Below are 16392 nucleotides of genomic sequence, written 5' to 3'. Positions count from 1 at the left end.
TAAGGAATAAAAATATGATTCAACTGACTAATCTGAACAAGACGTTCGGACAAAACATTGCTGTCTCTAATATGAATATGACGCTTACCGAAGGAAAAGTAATGGGGCTCATTGGGCAAAACGGTGCTGGCAAAACGACCACTTTCCGTATGCTTTTAAACTTTATTAAACCAACATCAGGAACAATCACTTGGAATGGCCAACCTATTACCCAAAACGATAAACAACATATTGGTTTTTTGCCCGAAGAACGCGGTCTATACCAAAAGCGGACCGTTGAAGAGCAAATATTGTACTTTGCAGAACTACACGGTATGAAACGATCAGATGCCCGAATTGCGTTAAAAGATTGGATGAAACGCCTTGATGTCGTTGGTAAAGTGAGTGATAAAGTGCAGTCACTTTCCAAAGGAAACGCACAAAAAGTTCAAATGATTGCTTCATTAATCTTTGAACCCAGTCTACTCATACTCGACGAACCTTTTTCTGGTTTAGATCCTGTCAATACAAACTTAATGATGGATGAAATCATACGCTTACGTGATAATGGTGCAATGATTATTTTTTCAAGTCACGACATGAACAACGTGACAAAGATTTCTGACGATCTAACTATGTTAAAACGTGGAAAAATCGTTCTCCAAGGTCCTGTTCAAAATATCCGTGAACAATTTGGTCGCACACGTGTCTATGTGGAATCCTCCACTTCAAGTGCAGCATTAAAAGCTATTGATGGTGTCACCTCAGTTACGCCACATGGTGTTGGCTATGACTTAATTTTGTCAGAAGAGGAAGCTGGGCACCGTGTATTTGACCTCGTTACAAAGAATGGTTACATCCCCGCCTTCAGCCAACAACCACCAACACTCGATGACATATTCCGCCAGGAGGTCGCTATCCATGACTAATCAACTTTTTATTGTTATTAAAGACACTTTTCTCAGCCAATTTAAATCACGTGGTTATTGGATGCTTGTGCTTTCTCCCTTGATTTTCGCTACTTTAGCTGGTGCAGTTATATTTGGCATTACCAAAATGCAAGGCAATACAACACCTAATATTGCTGTTGTTAGCAACCAAGAAGTCCGCAGTGTTTTAGTTCAATCGGAAAAAGAATTAGACATCCATGTTTCCAACATAACTAATGAGAAAAAAGCCAATTCAGCGCTGCAAAATGAAAAGTTAGATGGTGTGTTAACCGTCAACAAAAATGAAGCCACAATTACTACACAGCCTAAAAGTGAACAGATTCCAAAAGAAAAGATTACTGCTATATTAGGTAACTTATCACGTTCCCAAAAAGCTACTCAATATGGTCTAACTGCTCAACAAACTGCTGATCTAGTGCAACCTTATAACTTGAAAAGCGTTGTCAAACAAGCAGAGCAATCAACTAATAGTGGCAATACTGAAAGTGCTAACCAATTGATAGCCAGTGCAATTGGTATCATCACTGTGATTATTGTCATGTGGTATACGTCAATGATTGCAAATGCAATTGCTAATGAAAAATCATCCCGCATTATGGAAATTCTATTGGCAGCGACGTCTGCACGCGTACAATATTTTGGAAAGATTATCGGTATTTTTGCTCTGGTAACCACACATCTGCTACTCTACGTCATCGCCGGATTCACAGCTTTCAATTTCTTTAAAGAAAACAGTTTTGTAAAAGGATTAGCATCTAACTTAAATGGCGTGACATTATCATTTATAATTTATGCAGTAGTTTTCATTCTTGTTTCTGTTGCACTTTATTTAGTATTAACATCAATGATTGCCTCCCTAATTAATGATAATGCACAAGTTCAGCAGGCTATTCAACCTATTTCAATGATTGCTATGGTCGGCTATGTATTTAGCTTTATCATGACTCAAATGCCGAATAACCTCTTGATCCGCATTCTTAGTTATATACCATTTGCCTCTCAAAGTATGATGCCAATACGTCTTGTTACGCATACTGAGGGATGGCCTGCAGCCATAAGTGCATTACTCATTGCTATTATCACATTATTCTTACTACTGTGGTTTGGTCAAGGTATTTACGCCAGAAACGTTCTATCTTACTCTGATGAACCAATTATGAAACAACTAGCAGCAAGACTGCGCCACAAGTAAACGGAGGAGCACATTTGAACAATACACCATACTTTTTAACAAATCCCAAATGGTACAAATATGAAGAACATCAGACTAGCACTGGCATTCCCTTTCAACGTTTTGAATTAACGAAACACGCAACACCAGAAGCAATAGCTAGTTTTAAACAAACAATGATTGCCATTGGACCTGACTCTTCTATTGATCCTAACAATTTAAATCGTTTTCAACAAGCTTTGGGATATGCAGAACGTCAACATTTGTTTGTCGAAAAAAACGGACTAAGTGAAGAATCATGGCAACGAGAACTTGAACTTATGACGTATGCAATTCGCAGTTATCAGTTACTGAGTGATGATTTAGTAGCACCCAATACATTGATTTTTAAACCACGTATTGCTTTTCTATACAAACGATTTCTAAAAGAAAATCCTACACGTATTGATGACATAGACTTGTGCCATTTTATCATTGAACAGGATCAGAGGATAACAATCCAAAATAACAAATAAAATAACGCTAGGCTGATTTTCAGCTTAGCGTTATTTTTTATTTATACCAACTATCAACTAACTTTTGATGTGATTTAATCCATTTAGCAGCAGCTTGCTTTGGTGTTTGACCATTTTGAATATCGAGCATGACTGATTCCATGTCATCTTTCGTCCAATTAAATTTATCAGCAACCTTATAGGCCTTAGGGTTAGAAGTTTTAAACTTCTTATTCACAATTGTATTAATGGTTTCTCCAGATCCAAATACGTTTTTTGGATCAGACAAGAACTTCAAGTGGTACTTACTAAACATCCAGTGTGGTGACCAACCGGTCACCACAACATCTTGCTTATTTTTGTAAGCTTTATCCAATGCTGATACCATAGCACCAGAAGATGAGGATGATAAGTTCCAACCCGATAAGTTTGAATAAGACTTCAAAGCCTTAGCGGCTGTGGCCATTTCACCGGCCCCTGGCTCAATACCCGTGATTGTCTTATTTGCTTGCGTTGTTAAATCACTAATAGAATTAACATCCATATAATCAGGAACAACTAATCCCGTTTTAACACCTTTTAAGTTAGGCCCAAGTAATGTTACATCATTTTTGTACTTATCATACAAAGCTTTGTGTGTATCTGGCAACCATGCTGAAACTGAGATATCAATTTGATTATTAGATAGTGATTGCCACAAAACGGCATTATCTAATGGCGTTAAAGTAACATCATATCCATGTTGACGTAATGATTCAGCCAGCACATTCGAAGAGGCAACTTCTGAATCCCATTCAACATAGCCAATAGTAACTTTTTGACCTGTTGTTTTATCGGAAGTCAAAGTGTTGACAACTCCTCCGCCAATCATAACCAACAAAGCTGCAAGTACTGTCCAACGACGCCATGGCTTTGTCACCGCTTTTTGTCCCGGTTGAGTATTAAACTTTTGTGTAAAACGATCAATAACAATAGCTAAGATCACCAATCCAAGACCGTTAACAAATCCAGAGCCAACATCAGCGTGTTGAACCGCAGACAAGACACCACGTCCAAGACCTGGTGCACCAATCATAGAAGCTGTGACAACCATCGACAATGCCAACATGATTGTTTGGTTAGCGCCTGCTAAAATAGTATTTTTTGCACTAGGAAGTTCTAATTTAAACAACTTTTGCCAAGTAGTTGATCCAAATGAATCAGCTGCTTCAACCAAATCAACTGGTACTTGGCGAATACCAAGACTAGTCATACGCACCATTGGTGGTAAAGCAAATATGATTGATGCAAATACACCCGGCACTACACCAATTCCAAAGAATGCAACAGCAGGAATCAAATAAACAAATCCTGGCATAGTCTGCATAAAGTCTAAAATTGGTTGAACAACTACCGCAGTCTTTTGTGACTTTGCTGTTAAAATTCCAAGCGGTATACCAATAATCAACGAAACAATGGACGCCATGATTACCAATGTAACAGTATTCATTAAGTCAGACCAAAGTCCTTGATTGGCAATTAACAAAAGTCCCAAGAGTGTGAATAATGGAAAACCAATCTTTTTCGGTGTCGTAACAATAGCAATTACTGTGATACCAATAATCATTAGTGGCATGGGTACAGCAGTCAAACCATTTGTTAAAGCGTCCATTATGTATTGACCACCAGATTGAATGGCATCAAAAAATCCGGATAAATTAGTAGTTAACCATGAAACCGCTGAACTGACCCAATTTTCAAGTGGCATTTTTGGAATACTTACTAAATTATTCATTGTCATCTTCCCCTTCCGTATCAGCAAGTGCCTTCAGTACCGCGCCACGAATAACAACACCCTTCAAACGGTTATCGTCATCTACAACAGCCACAGGTGTCTGAGCATCATAAATAATAGGCATAATATCCATGATAAGCGTGTCAGGTTTAATTTTTGGCATTTCCGTGAGAACATCTGCAAGTGGCAACTTTTCACGACGTGCGCGAACTGCCTCTTCTGATGACAAATAGCCTTCAAGTTGACGATGACGATTGACTGCAACGAGCCCTGAAACTTCTTCTGCTGTCATTTTTCTCAAAGCAACAGTTGGCCCATCAACATAAATGTTTGATGTTAGAGCTGGAATCATAATACTATCAGCCGTCAATACCTTAGACCGATCAACATCACCCACGAATGTTTTCACATAATCATTGGCTGGGTTCGTAAGAATCTCTTCTCCAGTACCAATTTGTTGTAAACGACCATCTTTCATAATGGCAATATGGTCACCAATACGAAGCGCTTCGTTCAAATCATGAGTAATAAAGATTATTGTTTTTTCAACGTTAGCTTGTAAATCTAGTAACTCATCCTGCATCTCACCACGTACTAATGGATCTAATGCTGAAAAAGCTTCATCCATCAATAATATATCAGGATCATTGGTTAGTGCACGAGCCAGACCAACTCGTTGTTGCATACCACCAGATAATTGGTGTGGATATTGATCTTTAAATGATAGTAATTTGGCGTTTTCTAAGGCTTGTTCTGCTCGTTTACGGCGTTCTTCTTTGCCTACACCTTGAATTTCTAAACCATACTCTGTGTTTTCTAACAGAGTACGGTGTGGAAATAGAGCAAAGTTCTGGAAAACCATACTCATTTTTTTACGACGAATTTCTATCATCTGTTTTTTATTCAATTTAGTAATTTCTTGACCATCAATAAATAATTGACCCGCAGTTGGCTCAATCAGACGGTTTAGCAAGCGAATTAAAGTTGATTTCCCTGAACCAGAGAGACCCATAATAACGAAAATTTCGCCTTCTTCAATTGACATGTTGATATCATAGACACCAACCGTACTCCCTGTTTTCTCAACAATCTCATTCTTGCTCTTGTTTTGCTTCACCATTTTCATCGCAGCTTTTGGACGCTTACCGAATATTTTGGTGAGATGCTTAATTTCTACTTTTGGCATGTTCTAAAGTGGCGGTGTCGCGTAATATAAAAATACTACATCATGCACATCATTTCTAATGACACCACACACATTTCCTCCTTGCTTCTTTTCGAATTTCCGTATAAAATATAGTGACAACCTATACTTTATAACAAGTTGTCTCTTTAATTGACAACTTCAATTTTTACATAGATTGTCACTTGTGTCAAATTTTGAACTTGCAGGATATAAAAATGTCAAAAATCAGAGAACCGCGTTACCGAAAAATAGCCTTTCAAATAGCTGAAAAAATCGTTAATAATGAATACAAGGTTGGTTCCAAGCTTCATGCTAGGTCAACCTTGTCAGTAACATTTGGTGTTTCTGCCGAAACTGCCAGAAAGGCTATTAATATTTTATCAGACCTCGATATTGTTAAACCAATACACGGTAGTGGTATTGAGGTACTATCACGCGAAAGAGCAAAATATTTTTTAAATCAAGCCCAAGAAACTACTAATATTCAAACAATTCATGATCAGATCAACGATTTAATTGAGACCCAAAGAACGTCTTTAAATAGTCTTTCTGACTCCCTAACGACTTTATTTGACCAAACGCAACGTGTACAGCGTCATAACCCACTAACGCCTTATGAATTTAGCTTATCAGATTCTTCTAAGCAACTTGGCGAATCAATCGGCAATCTGAATATATGGCAAAATACTGGTGCGACAATAATCGCTATTTTACATAATGAAGAACTCATAGTATCGCCTGGTCCTTATGCTGTCATTGAGAGTGGTGATACGCTTTATTTTGTCGGCACCGAAATGGCTTTCCATGCTGTCCAAAATTTTTTCAATAATTAATTATTTTTTCATCATATTGTCGTGGCCTGCTAGGCCTTTTTTTATTTCTCATATAAAAAGCTCTTACCTTAAACTTAAGATAAGAGCATGCTTAAAATATGATTAATTAACTTAGTTATTTACCTAAACGAGCTCGGTAAACCTTCGTTTGTTCTTCATAACCAGGCTTACCCAATAAAGCAAACATCGCTGTTTTGTAAGCTTCAACACCTGGTTGATTGAACGGGTTAATACCGAATGTGTATCCTGAAGCACCAACTGCAATTTCAAAGAAATAAATCAAATATCCCAATGAATAGGCATCCTGTGCTGGCAAGTGGACGGCCAAGTTTGGTACGCCGCCATCAACGTGAGCCAATGTAACACCTTGCGAAGCTTTTGTGTTTACTTCGTCAATTGTAACGCCCTCAAGGTACTGCAACCCGTCATTATTGCCGTCTTCATGCGGAAGATCAATATTTGAAACTGGATTATCTAGTTTAACAACTGTTTCAAATAAATCACGACGTCCTTCTTGAATATATTGGCCCAAAGAATGCAAATCTGTTGAGAAGTTTGCAGATGACGGATAAATGCCTTTTTGATTCTTACCTTCTGACTCTCCCATCAACTGTTTCCACCACTCAGACAAGTATTGCATCGTTGGTTCCCAGTTGATCAATAGTTCAGTCGTATAACCCTTGTCGTACAATATACGACGAACAGCGGCATATTTGTAGGCTTCGTTATTTTTTATATCTGAATCAGAATACTCTTCTTGAGCATCTCTAGCACCTGTCATCAAAGCTTCAATGTCAGCACCAGAAGCAGCAATTGGTAAAAGACCGACCGCCGTTAAGACAGAAAAACGACCACCAACCCCATCAGGAATTGTAAATGTCTCGTATCCTGAAATTTTTGCTTCGTCGTGCAATGCACCACGGTTCGCGTCAGTTGTAGCATAAATACGTTGCTTAGCGGCCTCAGCACCATACTTTTTTTCCAATAATTGTTTGAACACGCGGAAAGCAATTGATGGTTCTGTAGTTGTTCCAGACTTTGAAATAACATTAACTGAAAAGTCCTGATCACCAATTACTCGTACCAAATCGTTGATATACGAAGCAGATGTTGAGTTACCAGCAAAATAAATTTTAACACCTTGACGTTGATTGTCAGCCAATTCATTATTAAACATTGGATTCAAGAAATCAACAGCCATTTTTGCGCCAAGATATGAGCCACCAATACCAATAACAACCAAAACTTTCGAATCAGATTGGATCTTCTGAGCAGCAGTTTGAATGCGGGCAAATTCGTCTTTATCATAGTCTGTTGGTAAGGTAATCCAATCAGAATATTCTGCGCCAGCACCGCTTCGATTACGAAGTTGCTCGTCCGCCATTGTGATTAGCGGTTGCATTTCATCAAGTTCATGCTCTGCAACAAAATTCTCAATGTTCTTTGTGTCAAATGTAATGTGTGCCATTTTTTACTCCTATTAAAAATTATGAAATCGGTTACAAGTTTATTCTATCACAACTTTGATGCTGCTGCCTCATCAATAATGATCGTAACGTCTGAATGTTTTTGAAGAATAGATGCAGGTACATCTTCGGTTATTGGACCATTGATAGTAGCTGCCACTGCTTCTGCTTTGCTTTCTCCAGTGGCTATCAGCAAAATTTTCTTGGCAGACATTACTGAAGCAATTCCCATAGAAATTGCTTGCGTGGGCACATCCGACTCTTTCTCAAAGAAACGAGCGTTGGCGGCAACTGTAGATTGTGTAAGATTCACAATATGAGTAGTTGAATCAAACGGCGTCCCTGGTTCATTAAAACCAATGTGTCCATTGCGTCCAATGCCCAATAATTGTAAATCAATTGGATGTTCAGCAATAATTCTGTCATAAGCTTTAATTGCTGCTTCATGATCCTCAGACTTACCGTCTGGAACATAGGAATGTTTAAATGGTTTATATTGAAATAAGTGTTTAGTCATAAAATAACGATAGCTCTGCTCATCTTCGCCATCCAAGCCAAGATATTCATCCAAGTTTATCGACACTAATTCAGAAAAATCGATTTGGCTAGTTGCCAATTTTTGATATAAGGGTATTGGTGTTGATCCAGTTGCCAAACCCAGTACCTTCGCACCATGTTGCACAGCATTTTGATAGATTTCGAGTGCCTTTTCTGCACTTTGTTCAACATCTTTTACTCTAATAATGTTCATAATCCAACCTCTTTCAAATTGGTCTATACCTTTTTGGTCTATACCAATATAATAACACCTTTCTAATCCTGTAGCAAGTTTTTCGAGAAGTATTTAATGATATAAAAAAAGACCAATTATGGTCAATTTAACAAATTATTTTGTTCTATCACGCCAAAACTTAACAAACCAATTAACTGGTTTTGATGAGGAAATTGATTTTAATGAAATCCTTTTTTCTGTTTTTTGAGAATAAGGCAGATACTGAGCATTCAACGCTACCGTTGTATAGCCTACGGTTTGGTTCTTTTTTATATTGGCTAACTTCGAATCAAAAGTAGGTTGTGTAAACGCCAATTTTACATCCTTATTTGTCCAATAATGTCTTGTTTGTGCAGCCTTAACAATTATATGTTCTTGCTTCGTATTTGGAAACGTCAACGATTTTACTTGACCAACTGTTTGATTTTCTTTAATATAGTTTGGCTGTTTTTGTGCTAGTACCTGATCAACAATACGCAGAGATTCTTGATAACGCTTTGTTTCATCCATGTAATTAGCAATACCATTGACTACAGTTATGAATTCGTGACCGTTTTTATCTTTAATTAAACCAGTGAATCCAGCGCCAGATTCAGGCGAAGATCCCGTCTTAAGCCCCTCTATGGTTAACTGGTTGGGGTTACTAAGGTTTGGCATTGTTTCAGTCATTAATTGCCAATAATCAGTTTTATCCGTCACAACAAAGTTAGGCGTCATATGATAAGAAATCGTTAATTTTTTTGATAACTGACGCAGGGAAGGATCCAATTCTAAGATTGCTCGTGCAATCATAGCTAATTGTTGATTACTGGCTTTATTAGAAGCTGTTTTAGGGGCCGAAGAAATTTCATTTTCAAAAGCATTCTCATTAACCTGTCCAGCAGAATTATACCATTGTGAACCGCTCAAATGCAGTTCTTTAGCCCATGATTCTAGTGCCTGCTGTGTTGTTTTCCCTTTAGGAGTCACAAACTCACCCAATGCAAAAGCCGCATCGTTAGCAGAATTAGCAAACATGACATCGTAAAGTTCACGGACTGATACTTTGTCTCCAGCTTTGATTGCGATATGAGAAAACAAATGGCTGTCTTCTTTCGATAAATCTGCCTTACTAGTAATTGGGACCATCGTAGACCATTTTATTTTTCCTGACTTAATACTTTTAAGCACGCCATACGCTGTCAACATTTTACTTTGCGAAGCAATAGCTACCTGTTTTGAAGAGTTTTTTTGGCCCAAAATTTGCCCCGTAGTCAAATCAACCACTAAAGCAGAGGTTGCACTGGTGTTTAATTGAACCGGTTGATCATCGACCGTTGCCACTTTAGTTGTTGATTGTGTTGATTGCTCATGACGAGGAACCATAAAAAATATAGCCAGTAGTACAACCACTAATGCAATGATAATAAACCATATTCTTTTCACTTGATGCTTTTTATTTTGTAACATATTCCCCTCATGTCTGCTTCAATGGTAACGTAATAATAAATGCAGTCATATCGTCATCAGACTCAACAGCTACATTACCATGATGCTGTACAACAATCCCCTTCACGATGGCAAGTCCCAATCCCGTGCCACCTGTTTTACTATTTCTCGAACTTTCAACACGATAAAATCGATCAAAAATATCCCCGATTGCCTCGTCTGGTATCTTGACACCATCATTCATCACACGAATAACAACATTTTTGTCATCAGCTTGTGCCGTGAGTTTTATGAAAGTGGCTCCATCACCGTATTTAAACGCATTAGAAACCAAATTCATTAAGACACGTGCCAATTTATCAGAGTCAGCCTCAATAACAATCATCTCAGGATTTGTTAATTGATTTAATGCAATATTTTTCTCTTGAGCTTCTAATTCATAACCAGCAAGTAATTGGCCAAACAAATCATTTAGACTGAGAGACGTAATATTTAAGGCAGCATCTTGTGCCTGTGTCTGTGAGTACTCAAACAAATCCTCAACTAAAACCTTCATCTGATTAGACTTACTATACGCTGTGTGAATATATTTTTTTCGATCCTTTTCGCTCAATGCTTGTCCCATTTCAACCAGGCCAAGATATCCGATAATAGCGGTTAGTGGTGTTCGTAAGTCATGAGATATATTGGTGATCATCTCATCCTTCGAACGTTCACTCTGACGTTCTTCTTCTCTAATCCGACGAGTATTTTCAGCAATTGTGTTAGATACATCAATCAGCGCTTGAGTTGTTGGCGCATAAGGAGCACGCCACGAAATTGTCATGTCGGAATTTTCACGTGCGACCTGACGCATCTCTCTAATCAAACGATACAAACTTTCATCACGGCGCCACTTCAAGTACTGCCAAAACACAATACCAATATTTCCTGAAACAAAAATCACAAACTCCAAAACATTCCAGATATTTAATGATATAAAGGAAAATCGGTGTCTTAGTGCATCAAAACCAGTCATGATTGTCCAACTAAAAAGAAGTAGTAACAATATCGTCACTACCAAATAATATATTTTAGTGCGATTGTGCTTTAATATCAATGCTACTTTTTTCATTGATTCACTTCAATTTTGTAGCCAACACCCCACACTGTTTGAATAACTTGATCGCCATTTGTAGCTTCTTCAATTTTATCTCGCAAATGTGAAACGTGCACCATAACCGTTTTTGCAGAAACAACGGATTCTTGTTGCCAAACACGCTCGAAAATATCGTCTGCCGAGAAAACACGATTGGGATGTGATGCTAATAAATACAAAATACCAAACTCTAAAGCCGTTAAGTTGACCAAATCACCTGTAGAAGTCTTGACTTCGTGACTGTCTTTATTAATTATTAGTGACCCAATATCCAAGACATCTGGGGTCTGATCCTGAACAGCATTCTCCGCACGTCGCAGTAATGAACGGACACGAGCCATAACCTCAAGTGGGTTAAATGGCTTGGTAACGTAATCGTCAGCGCCTGTAATCAGTCCCTGAATTTTGTCCATATCGCCAGATTTTGCTGACAACATTAAAATAGGAATGCGACTATCCTTACGAACAGTTTTTACAACATCTAAACCATTCATGTTTGGCATCATAACATCCAAAATCATTAAAGCAATATCTGGATTTGTATTCAACTTAGAAAGTGCTTCCTTACCATCGTCAGCCATAATTGGTTCATAGCCTTCATTTTTTAGGTAAATTTCAAGTAATTCTGCAATTTCGATGTCATCATCAACTACTAAAATTTTCATTTATATTATCCTCTTAAACGTCTGCAACAATAGTAACTATTTTTTAGATGCTTCTAAACGCGCTTGCTGTGATAATTGACTGATTGCGAAGAACCCACCTGTTAAACCGTATTTCTTACGGTTCCAACGGAAGGCAACAAATGCTGCGGCACCAAGAATAATATATACAACTGGTGGTAAGGTTGGATTAATTGCCTGTGGTAACATACCTAATAACAAAAATCCTCCAAGCCAAGCCACAACAGCCATTAACAGGTAAACCCATCGACGACTCGTTGGTTCTTGTTTGTCTTTTTCTTTAGGATTTGGTGTTAACTTTAAGACTACACCTGTATAGATTGAACCACCCAATGCTGCGATGAGAAGCAAGGAAACGATTCCCGCACCTTGGTTACTGGCATTTTTGGAAAAGAACAGTGTCAAGCCAAATACCACAGCAAATAACATAAAGATGGCTAAAGATGTATCAAGTGCCAAAGTACTAAATTTATAATCAAAAAGTTTCTTAGCTGTTCGCTTAGGATCAAGATACTGCTGAACAGCCATTGTTGGCGTACCATAAATTTGCGCAGCTGTTTGCCCTTTCCCTTGGGTCTCAAGAAGGTTATTTTCAACCTCAGTCACAATACCTTCAATTTGTTCACCATTCAATTTACTGTTTTGAGCTAACAGCTTTTTAAATTGAAAGATAAAATCCTGATTTCTTTTCGTTAATTCTCTTTTTTGTTCTGACATAAAATGTCTCCCTAAAATATTATGTACAGCGCGATCGGCGCCATCTACACGTTGAAACGGAATTCAATAATATCGCCGTCCTGTACAACGTATTCTTTACCTTCTGAACGTAATTTACCGGCTTCTTTAACAGCTTTAACAGATCCCAATTCATCAAGGTCCGAGAATGCAATTGTTTCTGCACGGATAAATCCTCTTTCAAAGTCAGAGTGTATCACGCCAGCAGCTTGGGGTGCCTTTGATCCCGCAGTGAATGTCCATGCCCGAGTTTCTTTACCACCTGCAGTGAAAAACGTTCGTAAATCTAATAAGTGATAGGCTGCTCGAATTAACTTATTTAAACCAGCTTCCTCTACTCCAGCCATTTCTAAGAATTCAGATTTTTCTTCTTCTGGCAGTTGAGCAATTTCTTCTTCTGCGCTAGCAGACAAGCCAATTACGTCAGCTCCTTCAGTGGCAGCAAACTCTTTAATCTGATTGAAATACTTTGATCCCATTGGATCTGCCATATCATCTTCAGCCAAATTGGCAACGTATAAAATGGGCTTGGTTGTCAGTAAAAACAAGCCTTTAACGATTTTTTGCTCTTCTTCAGTAAATGTAATGGTACGAGCAGACTTACCCGCTTCAAGAACTGGTTTGATTTTTTCTAGTACAGCAAACTCAGCTTTGGCATTTTTATCATTTCCTTTAGCCGCACGTGCAACTTTAGAATAACGCTTGTCAACAGCTTCTAAGTCAGCCAAAATTAATTCAGTATTGATTGTTTCAATGTCATCTAACGGGTCAACTACACCATTCACGTGAATAATTTCATCCCCATCAAAAGCTCGTACAACATGCACAATAGCATTTACCTGACGAATGTTTTCTAAAAATTTATTCCCTAAACCTTCTCCCTGAGAAGCTCCTTTGACAATACCAGCGATATCGGTAAATTCAAACGTGGTTGGAATAATTTTATCAGCAGGTACAACTTCTTGGATACGCGCCAAGCGATTATCCGGGACTTCTACCATACCAACATTTGGTTCAATCGTGGCAAACGGATAGTTTGCCATTTCAGCACCAGCTTTAGTAATTGCATTAAATAGTGTTGATTTGCCGACGTTTGGTAAGCCGACGATTCCAGCAGTTAGTGCCATTTTATTCTTCTTTCTGATTTGCTATTTGTAAAATCTTTTTTATTCGTTTGTTAAAATCAAAGCGCGACATCATAATGCCTCTACCGCAATTCGTACATGACAACTTAATATCAGCACCAACACGTGTAATTTCCCAAGAATTAGCCCCACAAGCATGCGGCTTTTTCATCTCAACAATATCATGAAGTTTATAGTCCGGTGCTATTGCCATTAGTCCACCTCAATATCTAACAATGCCAAAATGCGACTTAAGTCCTCATTTGAAACATAATTAATTTCAATTTTACCATTTCCCTTACGGCCCGCGTTGACTTTGACCTTGGTCCCAAACTTTTCTTCTAATTGGTTAGACAGAGCAACAACAAAGGGTGAAATTTCTTTCGTATTGGATTCGGGTACACCCTCATTCATCTGCCTGACCAAGTTTTCCACTTGACGCACATTCAATCCACGGAAAACAACTGTTTCTGCTACTTTTTCAATTTGCGCCTTCTTTTTTAACCCTAGCAATGCTCGCGCCTGCCCCATTGATAACTCACCATTTTGAATCAGTACTTGCACTGATTCCGGTAATTTCAATAGACGCAGTAAGTTAGCGACAGTGGCGCGATCCTTACCAACTTTTTCAGCTACTTCTGCCTGTGTCATTTTCAAGCGTGTCATAAGTGCGTCAAAAGCTTGTGCTTCTTCGATAGCGTCCAAATCATCACGCTGTAAATTTTCGATCAACGCTAGTGCTGCCATCGTGTCATCATCGACTTGGCGTACAATAGCTGAAATTGATTTCAAACCAGATAATTTTGAAGCACGAACACGACGTTCGCCAGCAATAATTTCAAATTTTTGATCAATTTGACGCACAATAATTGGTGTCAAAACGCCGTTTTCTGTGATGGAAGCTGATAATTCCTTTAGCTTGCTTTCATCAAAATGATGCCGCGGTTGAAACGGATTAGGTTTGACATCTTTCAATGGTAACTTAACGACTTGTTCCGTTGCTTCTTGTTCTTTTGTAACTACTTTTGTATGTTCAACGGCTTCTTTTGACACATTATTTGCGCCAAAAAGTGAATTCATTCCTTTGCCAAGCCCACCTTTTTTACTTACCATATTGTTTCAAAACCTCCTGTGCGAGATTGTTGTACATTTGTGCACCCACGCTCCGTGGATCAAAATCAATAATCGCTTGCCCATAAGATGGCGCTTCACTCAGGCGTACTGAACGTGGGATGATTGTATCATAAACCTTATCATCAAAATAACTACGCACTTCTTGGGCTACTTGCTTGGCAAGGTTTGTTCGTCCATCATACATTGTTAATAAAATACCAGCAACATCAAGATCTGGATTAAACTGCTGCCGAACAAGTTCAATCGTGTTTAGTAGTTGTCCTAGACCTTCTAGAGCATAAAATTCGGTCTGTACCGGGATAAGGATGGCATCAGCAGCTGTAAATGCATTGACAGTCATTAATCCTAAAGCTGGTGGATTATCAATTAAAATGAAGTCATAATCATCACGCACTGTTTCAAGTGCAGCTTTCAGACGGTACTCACGTTGCGGTTGCTTAGCGAGTTCAATCTCAGCACCCGACAACTGAATGGTAGCTGGGACTAGGTCATAATTATCAGTTGCTACGATTACTTCATGAAGCGGTGTTTGTTCAACAATTACATCATAACTATCATGTTCTAATATTGACTTATCGACGCCAGAGCCACTTGTTGCATTTCCTTGCGCGTCGATATCAACCAATAACACACGTTGTCCAGCTTGTGCTAATGCTGCGCCCAAGTTGATACTGGTCGTTGTCTTACCCACACCACCTTTTTGATTAGCTAATACAATTATTTGCGCCATTTTAGGTGCCTCCTTTATTTATGAGATTGGCTTTTTGCTTGGTGTTCCAGCTTGCCTAGGGTATTTTTTAGGTGTTTTTGTTTTTTTATCTACTATTTGTATATAGCGCTGATCACCATTTGGTAGTGTAAATACAAACTCTTCGTTAACCTGACCGCCCAGCATAGCTAATGCTTTTTGACCATCGAGGAGCTCTTGATGAGCAGCTGATCCCTTCATGACTAAGAATCTGCCACCAATCTTAACAAAAGGTAATGTATACTCAGCCAAAACACTAGTACGGGCAACTGCTCGAGCCGTTGCATAATCAAAATTTTCTCGGTACTTTGGATTTTGTCCTATATCTTCTGCGCGCCCATGAACAATTTCTACGCCGGTTAAGTCAAGCATATCAACCACTTCTTGCAAAAAATTAACTCTTTTTTTTAGCGCATCAACCATTGTAATTTTTAAGTTTGGAAAGGCTATTTTCAAGGGTAATGACGGAAAACCTGCGCCTGTGCCAATATCAATTAAAGTGCTTTCAGAACTTTTTAACTTTTGTTCATACATTGCTACAGTTAAAGAATCATAAAAATGTTTTAAGTACACATCTTTTTTTTCGGTAATAGCCGTTAAGTTAACGTGTTCATTAGTTGCGACCAGCAATTCGTAATAACGTTCAAATTGCCGAAGCTGCTGCGTTGTTAAAGTTATACCAGCACTACTTAATGCTTCGATGAAGTCTTCGTTTGTCAATATTCTGCTCCGATTTCAGTTAATTCAGCACGAAAAAGCGCCAGTTTCAGCTAATAC

At 38.4% G+C, this 16392-nt stretch carries 17 protein-coding genes; 4 read left to right on the top strand and 13 right to left on the bottom strand.

What is annotated here, in order from left to right:
• Positions 1-14 precede the first annotated feature (14 nt).
• Genes A6B45_RS01785 through A6B45_RS01775 form a run of 3 tightly spaced genes read left to right on the top strand, consistent with a single transcriptional unit; the run spans position 15 to position 2615 of the window.
• Positions 15-908, top strand: coding sequence for an ABC transporter ATP-binding protein (locus A6B45_RS01785; RefSeq protein ID WP_072613076.1), 894 nt, complete (start codon positions 15-17; stop codon positions 906-908).
• Entirely contained in the window at positions 901-2121 is a 1221-nt protein-coding gene (locus A6B45_RS01780; RefSeq protein ID WP_072613075.1) for an ABC transporter permease, read from the top strand. Before A6B45_RS01785 ends, A6B45_RS01780 begins: the two co-directional genes overlap by 8 nt.
• 14 nt (positions 2122-2135) lie before the next feature.
• The gene (locus A6B45_RS01775; protein WP_072613074.1) at positions 2136-2615 is read left to right on the top strand and encodes a substrate-binding protein; all 480 of its coding nucleotides are present in this window, start codon (positions 2136-2138) and stop codon (positions 2613-2615) included.
• Between the two features lie 37 nt (positions 2616-2652).
• On the opposite strand, the gene A6B45_RS01770 is transcribed toward A6B45_RS01775, so the two are convergent.
• Positions 2653-4368, bottom strand: a complete 1716-nt coding sequence (locus tag A6B45_RS01770; protein ID WP_371923054.1) for an ABC transporter permease/substrate binding protein — start codon at positions 4366-4368, stop codon at positions 2653-2655.
• The gene (locus A6B45_RS01765) at positions 4361-5554 is read right to left on the bottom strand and encodes a quaternary amine ABC transporter ATP-binding protein (protein WP_011679223.1); all 1194 of its coding nucleotides are present in this window, start codon (positions 5552-5554) and stop codon (positions 4361-4363) included. The genes A6B45_RS01770 and A6B45_RS01765 overlap by 8 nt, the downstream gene beginning before the upstream one ends.
• Before the next feature lie 215 nt (positions 5555-5769).
• On the opposite strand from A6B45_RS01765, the gene A6B45_RS01760 reads away from it, so the two are divergent.
• Positions 5770-6387: a TrkA C-terminal domain-containing protein gene (locus A6B45_RS01760; RefSeq protein ID WP_025267748.1), complete on the top strand. Its 618-nt coding sequence runs from the start codon at positions 5770-5772 to the stop codon at positions 6385-6387.
• A gap of 115 nt (positions 6388-6502) precedes the next feature.
• Here A6B45_RS01760 and A6B45_RS01755 read toward each other — a convergent pair whose 3' ends face one another.
• From A6B45_RS01755 to rsmG, 11 genes are all read right to left on the bottom strand, one after another.
• Entirely contained in the window at positions 6503-7855 is a 1353-nt protein-coding gene (locus tag A6B45_RS01755; protein ID WP_072613072.1) for a glucose-6-phosphate isomerase, read from the bottom strand.
• Between the two features lie 47 nt (positions 7856-7902).
• Positions 7903-8604, bottom strand: a complete 702-nt coding sequence (gene nagB / locus A6B45_RS01750; RefSeq protein ID WP_072613071.1) for a glucosamine-6-phosphate deaminase — start codon at positions 8602-8604, stop codon at positions 7903-7905.
• A 135-nt stretch (positions 8605-8739) separates the two neighbouring features.
• Positions 8740-10074, bottom strand: coding sequence for a D-alanyl-D-alanine carboxypeptidase family protein (locus tag A6B45_RS01745; protein WP_072613070.1), 1335 nt, complete (start codon positions 10072-10074; stop codon positions 8740-8742).
• Between the two features lie 7 nt (positions 10075-10081).
• Positions 10082-11167, bottom strand: a complete 1086-nt coding sequence (locus A6B45_RS01740) for a sensor histidine kinase (protein ID WP_072613069.1) — start codon at positions 11165-11167, stop codon at positions 10082-10084.
• On the bottom strand, positions 11164-11856 hold the full coding sequence (locus A6B45_RS01735) for a response regulator transcription factor (RefSeq protein ID WP_004164761.1): 693 nt from the start codon (positions 11854-11856) through the stop codon (positions 11164-11166). The genes A6B45_RS01740 and A6B45_RS01735 overlap by 4 nt, the downstream gene beginning before the upstream one ends.
• Before the next feature lie 36 nt (positions 11857-11892).
• Positions 11893-12591 (bottom strand): DUF1129 domain-containing protein, encoded by a 699-nt coding sequence (locus A6B45_RS01730; protein WP_072613068.1) that lies wholly within the window; start codon positions 12589-12591, stop codon positions 11893-11895.
• A 44-nt stretch (positions 12592-12635) separates the two neighbouring features.
• Positions 12636-13736 carry a redox-regulated ATPase YchF gene (ychF, locus tag A6B45_RS01725; protein ID WP_072613067.1) on the bottom strand — a complete coding sequence of 367 codons (1101 nt, stop codon included), beginning with the start codon at positions 13734-13736 and terminating at the stop codon, positions 12636-12638.
• 1 nt (position 13737) lies between these two features.
• A complete protein-coding gene (locus A6B45_RS01720) occupies positions 13738-13947 on the bottom strand; it encodes a DUF951 domain-containing protein (protein WP_072613066.1) in 210 nt (69 codons plus the stop codon).
• Positions 13947-14846: a ParB/RepB/Spo0J family partition protein gene (locus tag A6B45_RS01715; protein WP_072613065.1), complete on the bottom strand. Its 900-nt coding sequence runs from the start codon at positions 14844-14846 to the stop codon at positions 13947-13949. The genes A6B45_RS01720 and A6B45_RS01715 overlap by 1 nt, the downstream gene beginning before the upstream one ends.
• Positions 14836-15597: a ParA family protein gene (locus A6B45_RS01710; protein ID WP_072613064.1), complete on the bottom strand. Its 762-nt coding sequence runs from the start codon at positions 15595-15597 to the stop codon at positions 14836-14838. The genes A6B45_RS01715 and A6B45_RS01710 overlap by 11 nt, the downstream gene beginning before the upstream one ends.
• An 18-nt stretch (positions 15598-15615) precedes the next feature.
• Positions 15616-16335, bottom strand: coding sequence for a 16S rRNA (guanine(527)-N(7))-methyltransferase RsmG (gene rsmG, locus A6B45_RS01705; RefSeq protein WP_072613063.1), 720 nt, complete (start codon positions 16333-16335; stop codon positions 15616-15618).
• Positions 16336-16392 lie beyond the last annotated feature (57 nt).

Origin of the sequence: Leuconostoc suionicum (assembly GCF_001891125.1) — a bacterium.
GTDB classification, from domain to species: Bacteria; Bacillota; Bacilli; order Lactobacillales; family Lactobacillaceae; genus Leuconostoc; species Leuconostoc suionicum.
The sequence above is the reverse complement of the archived record's forward strand: the minus strand, read 5'-3'. Positions and strand labels throughout refer to the sequence as shown.

Coding starts and splice junctions, on each gene's coding strand:
- A6B45_RS01785 (WP_072613076.1), top strand. CDS start 15: ATGATTCAACTGACTAATCTGAACAAGACGTTCGGACAAAACATTGCT.
- A6B45_RS01780 (WP_072613075.1), top strand. CDS start 901: ATGACTAATCAACTTTTTATTGTTATTAAAGACACTTTTCTCAGCCAA.
- A6B45_RS01770 (WP_371923054.1), bottom strand. CDS start 4,368: ATGAATAATTTAGTAAGTATTCCAAAAATGCCACTTGAAAATTGGGTC.
- A6B45_RS01765 (WP_011679223.1), bottom strand. CDS start 5,554: ATGCCAAAAGTAGAAATTAAGCATCTCACCAAAATATTCGGTAAGCGT.
- A6B45_RS01760 (WP_025267748.1), top strand. CDS start 5,770: ATGTCAAAAATCAGAGAACCGCGTTACCGAAAAATAGCCTTTCAAATA.
- A6B45_RS01755 (WP_072613072.1), bottom strand. CDS start 7,855: ATGGCACACATTACATTTGACACAAAGAACATTGAGAATTTTGTTGCA.
- nagB (WP_072613071.1), bottom strand. CDS start 8,604: ATGAACATTATTAGAGTAAAAGATGTTGAACAAAGTGCAGAAAAGGCA.
- A6B45_RS01745 (WP_072613070.1), bottom strand. CDS start 10,074: ATGTTACAAAATAAAAAGCATCAAGTGAAAAGAATATGGTTTATTATC.
- A6B45_RS01740 (WP_072613069.1), bottom strand. CDS start 11,167: ATGAAAAAAGTAGCATTGATATTAAAGCACAATCGCACTAAAATATAT.
- A6B45_RS01735 (WP_004164761.1), bottom strand. CDS start 11,856: ATGAAAATTTTAGTAGTTGATGATGACATCGAAATTGCAGAATTACTT.
- A6B45_RS01730 (WP_072613068.1), bottom strand. CDS start 12,591: ATGTCAGAACAAAAAAGAGAATTAACGAAAAGAAATCAGGATTTTATC.
- ychF (WP_072613067.1), bottom strand. CDS start 13,736: ATGGCACTAACTGCTGGAATCGTCGGCTTACCAAACGTCGGCAAATCA.
- A6B45_RS01720 (WP_072613066.1), bottom strand. CDS start 13,947: ATGGCAATAGCACCGGACTATAAACTTCATGATATTGTTGAGATGAAA.
- A6B45_RS01715 (WP_072613065.1), bottom strand. CDS start 14,846: ATGGTAAGTAAAAAAGGTGGGCTTGGCAAAGGAATGAATTCACTTTTT.
- A6B45_RS01710 (WP_072613064.1), bottom strand. CDS start 15,597: ATGGCGCAAATAATTGTATTAGCTAATCAAAAAGGTGGTGTGGGTAAG.